This window comes from Mesobacillus subterraneus, assembly GCF_000934845.1.
Lineage (GTDB): Bacteria > Bacillota > Bacilli > Bacillales > Cytobacillaceae > Mesobacillus > Mesobacillus stamsii.
The window spans coordinates 1-4279 of the sequence record NZ_JXIQ01000145.1 but is presented as its reverse complement, the minus strand read 5'-3'; the positions used below and the strand labels follow the sequence as shown (position 1 = coordinate 4279).

The window sequence follows — 4279 nt, the reverse complement described above, 5'->3', positions numbered from 1 at the left end:
AGCCCTGGCCGAAGCAGTCACTCCGGTAAAATAATCTGTCGAGCCCTGATCCGCGTTAAGGATCAGGGCTCTTTTTAACTGGGAAAAATGAGTGATTTTTTCCAGTTCGCCAATAAAAATTGATTTTCGCCAATAAAATTGTGAACTTCGCCAATAAAATCAGATTTTCGCCAATAAAATTGTGAACTCCGCCAATATATTTGTATTTTCGCCAAAAAGTTTTGTCTATACAGTGAAAATGCACGCCGACAAAGCATCATCTAGTTGTTCAACACCTGAAAATTGCGCAATTTGTTTCTTCTCGATTAAAATCCTCGCCAAAATCATCGACAGCACCAGCAAAACTCCTGCTATGGCGACTCCAAACATTCACGACATTAGCCGCAGGTATTTCCTCCGAAATGATCTGCAGCTGGATTCCGTCCATCTGCCTCGTCTGATACTTGCGATATTAATGACCCACACCAGTACTCCTGCGAGAATCAGACCTGTCGCCGGCAAGACACCGATCTTGCTGACCATTTCGGATAAGCCTGGCATTCTGAAACCGGCAGACGAGACTGCGAGCCATATCCTGATAAACGTAGCTCTGGCTGATATCGCCTTTGTTTTCAATGCGAGCAGAAATGCAATTCCCGTAACTAGGACATACGGCACTGTCCATGAAAGGAACAGTCTTGCAATCTATATTTCCGGGTTTATTGTTAGGGCTTTACCTTTACCAGCAGAACCCCCTGCTCCCCTCTCCTCACACGATACAGTTCTGCCTCCTCACGGAAATCAATGTTGTCAAAATCGAGCTCATAATTGAAAGGCATGTTACCATTCCTTTTTAATGGCTGTTTACCCTTTTATACAGCACAGTAACAAGCACTGTTTTGGGCTTGCAGAATAGACTATAGGCATGAGTGCGATGAGTGGATTGGTAAATACCAGCCTTTCAGCGGAACAGTCAGTATGCTCAATGATTTTTCGATTACGCCATCCGGCGAAAACGCAGGATGTTATCGATTGATGTCTGTCATCGATGGAACAGGGAGGCAAGTGAAGTTTGTGATCGAACCAAGGACTTACTTCGTCGATCAGGCGATGGTCGGTATCAGTGACCAGGTGACAGGGTATTATGACGCCGATGTGCCAGTACCAATGATTTATCCGCCATAATACCGGGCACTTGTCATGGGAAAAGAAACCACCGGGCAGAATGTGAAAGTTGATTTTTTCAACAGGCAGCTGATCAGCAGCGATGGCATGCTCAAGCTTAATTTGGCCCCCGGGACACCGATTTTATTGGAAAATGGCCAGAGGTTTATAAAGAGTTCCGCAAACAGCAACCTGATCGTGGTTTACGGCCCCCTCCACTTTCAGCATTCCGGCGCAAACCACACCAGATAGGATCATTGTTTTATGTTAAAAGAGGCAGCCGTGTGGTTGCCTCCTTTTTTCAGTATTATCAATGGTTTCAGCCTATTTAATCAAACGTTTGATTAACAATCCCATAATGCATTTTTTCTGACATCCTGCCACATTTCTGATTGCTCCAGCTCCCCTGCAAGCTGGAAAAGCAAATCCTCTCTTCCCCTCGCTGCCATCACCTGCACTCCGACTGGCAGGCAGTCTTTTGTCAGGTGCAATGGAAGTGACATCGCTGGCTGTCCGGTAAGATTGGCGAGCTGGGTGAATGGCGTTCGTGCCAGATTCTTTTGGACAATTTGATCGACGATTCCCGCCTTTTTCAAAACACCGCCGAGTCCTAGCTTGCCCACCGTACTGATCAGGAACTTTTCAGATGATGACGGCTCGAGCTCTCCGATTTTTGCTGGCGGATGTGCAGTAGTCGGTGTAATGTAAAAGTCATAGGTTTCATGGAAGGTTTCCATCGACAGAGCTGCCCTGTCCCATTCTCTTAAACTTAAAACGAATTCCTCTGCAGAAGTTGCCTTTCCAAGCAGGCCAAGCAGCCAGGTCGTTGGCTCGACATCTGCTGCTGTCGCTTTTCGCTCAAGTACTTCTCCTAATGATTTTAAAAGAGCAGCCGTCTCCCCGAAGTACATGGTCAAATAGCTTGTCGCGATTTTATGGCCGTCAACCGGCGATTCCACCTCTTCTATCTGGTGACCCATTGATTCGAGCAGCAACACCGTTTTGAGGACAGCCTCCCGACAATCAGCGTCAACCTCCGTCCCAATTGGCGATTTTACTGAAAAAGCAACCCTGCGCTTTTTTCCGAGAGGAGTGCCTGCCGCCGAAAGATAGCTTCCCTCAAAAGGAGGAGCAGAAAATGCACCGGCTTTTTCATGTCCATGAAGTGCATCAAGCATGGCCGCACTGTCCCTGACTGAACGGGTGAGTACATGTTCCACCGAAGCCCCCTGCCATGCCCGTCCGTAATTCGGCCCAACAGGGGTCCGGCCGCGGGTCGGCTTCAGTCCGAATAATCCGCAATAAGCAGCCGGGATTCGAATCGATCCTCCGCCATCATTGGCGCCTGCAATCGGAACCAATCCGGAAGCAACCGCTGCTGCTGAACCTCCACTTGACCCTCCAGGAGTGTGATCAAGATTCCACGGATTTCGAGTCGGGCCATAATGGGCAGGTTCCGTCACCGCGACCAATGCGAATTCAGGTACATTCGTCTGGCCGAGAAAAACCACACCAGCCTGGCGCAGGCGTCTAGCATACTCGGAATCTTCCTTTGCCCGGTATTTTAAAAATGCCCCGGAACCTGCTGTGATTGGTTCTCCTGCTATCTCCTGCGAGATATCCTTGAGAAACATCGGTACACCTGCAAAAGCGCCTGTCAGTTTCTGCCCCGCAGAATTCCGCGCCTGCTCGTACATCTTATTGATCACGGCATTCATTTTCGGGTTCAATGAATCCGTTAACCGGATTGCTTCCTCAACCAGTTCAAGAGGCTGAACTTCCTTCTTTTTTACCAAATCCGCTAAACCAAGCCCATCATAGTCCTTGTACTTGAAACCCTCCATCGCCCTCACCACCGTCTATTTTTTTATCTACTTTCTCTAAAAATATTAAAATCCCTCTTTTGTTATGCGTGATTTATTGGTAACCTGTTTTCTCGTAATCTAGAGTTTTCTGTTAGCAATACGCTTTATTGGTGACCCATTTATCCAGATACTGGATTTTTTGTACTCCAATATGCTCTATTGGTGATCTTATTATCCAGTTTCTGGATTTTCATGATACCAATATGCTCTATTGGTGACACAATTTCCCTGTTTCTGGATTTTTCGGGCACCAATACGTCTCATTGGTGACCCATTTATCCAGATACTGGATTTTATGTGCTCCAATACGCTCTATTGGTGATCTCATTATCCAGTTTCTGGATTTTCATGATATCAATACGCTCCATTGGTAACACACTTTCCCTGTTTGGATTTTTCGGGCACCGATAGGCCCTATTGGTTACCTGTTTTTCCGTATTTTGGATTTCCCGGGCATCAATTCGCTCTATTGAGGACCCTGTTATCCATTTTCTAGGTTTATGTAACTCCAATACGGTCGCCAAAGAGCCTGATCCAATAGTTAGATCAGGCTCCTGTTAGATTTGGTCAACCTCAAGTACTTCTTTCAAGTTATCCCGATGCTTATCAAGATCGAATTCGGAATTATTCAGGATGTACATTGGCATGTGCAGGTTTTCAAGAATCCTATTCTCAAATTCCTGTCTTGCTTTAAGGGCATCTATCGTGCCTTCCAGCCCACTCAAACCATTCACGAGCCCGAATCCTTGTGATGTATAGTAATGAACAAATCCATTAAACTCAGACCTTCCGCTTACTGCCTTGCGAAAAGAGCTCTCTAACTAGCAGAGGATTCAGGGAATCAACTGCCTGAGCGAGTTTTTTGACACAATCAATGGTTACTTCATCGGAAGCTCCATACTTGACCATGCCCATGGTCACAGGGTTTTGGATAAAACAGCATTCAAAAATATAGACTTTTTCTTCCGCAGATGCTTGTTTTGCAAACTCTTCCCAGCTTTCGAAATGACTGCGATATTTTCTTCCATTGGAAGTTCATATACATCTTTCTTGGAAATAGCCGCGAACAGTGCATCTGGAAAACCGTCACCTAATTCATTTTTGATTTTCATATATGGCAGCAGGAGGCGCCCCCTCTTTATGGTTACCTCATCGCGAAAAACCTTGCTGAGAATGCCGCTCTCTTTAAGAAGTTCTTCAAATACTTCTTCTGTAAAATAAGCAACCCCCTCATAATGCAGGATGATCGAGCTTCCCTGGCTGTCAGACAA

Annotated in this window: 2 protein-coding genes and 3 pseudogenes; 1 reads left to right on the top strand and 4 read right to left on the bottom strand. The window is 46.0% G+C overall.

Annotated features, from left to right (window positions below):
• Nucleotides 1-716 precede the first annotated feature (716 nt).
• A pseudogene (locus tag UB32_RS19625) lies at nt 717-818 on the bottom strand (DUF4385 family protein); the annotation flags it as partial.
• A 103-nt stretch (nt 819-921) separates the two neighbouring features.
• On the opposite strand from UB32_RS19625, the pseudogene UB32_RS16400 reads away from it, so the two are divergent.
• A pseudogene (locus tag UB32_RS16400) lies at nt 922-1414 on the top strand (hypothetical protein).
• A 73-nt stretch (nt 1415-1487) separates the two neighbouring features.
• Here the strand turns inward: UB32_RS16400 and UB32_RS16395 are convergent.
• From UB32_RS16395 to UB32_RS20085, 3 genes and pseudogenes are all read right to left on the bottom strand, one after another.
• On the bottom strand, nt 1488-2987 hold the full coding sequence (locus tag UB32_RS16395; RefSeq protein ID WP_044395705.1) for an amidase: 1500 nt from the start codon (nt 2985-2987) through the stop codon (nt 1488-1490).
• A 578-nt stretch (nt 2988-3565) separates the two neighbouring features.
• On the bottom strand, nt 3566-3742 hold the full coding sequence (locus UB32_RS20090) for a hypothetical protein (RefSeq protein WP_157841637.1): 177 nt from the start codon (nt 3740-3742) through the stop codon (nt 3566-3568).
• Nucleotides 3743-3925: 183 nt separating this feature from the next.
• Nucleotides 3926-4279 (bottom strand): annotated as a pseudogene (locus UB32_RS20085) (hypothetical protein); the annotation flags it as partial.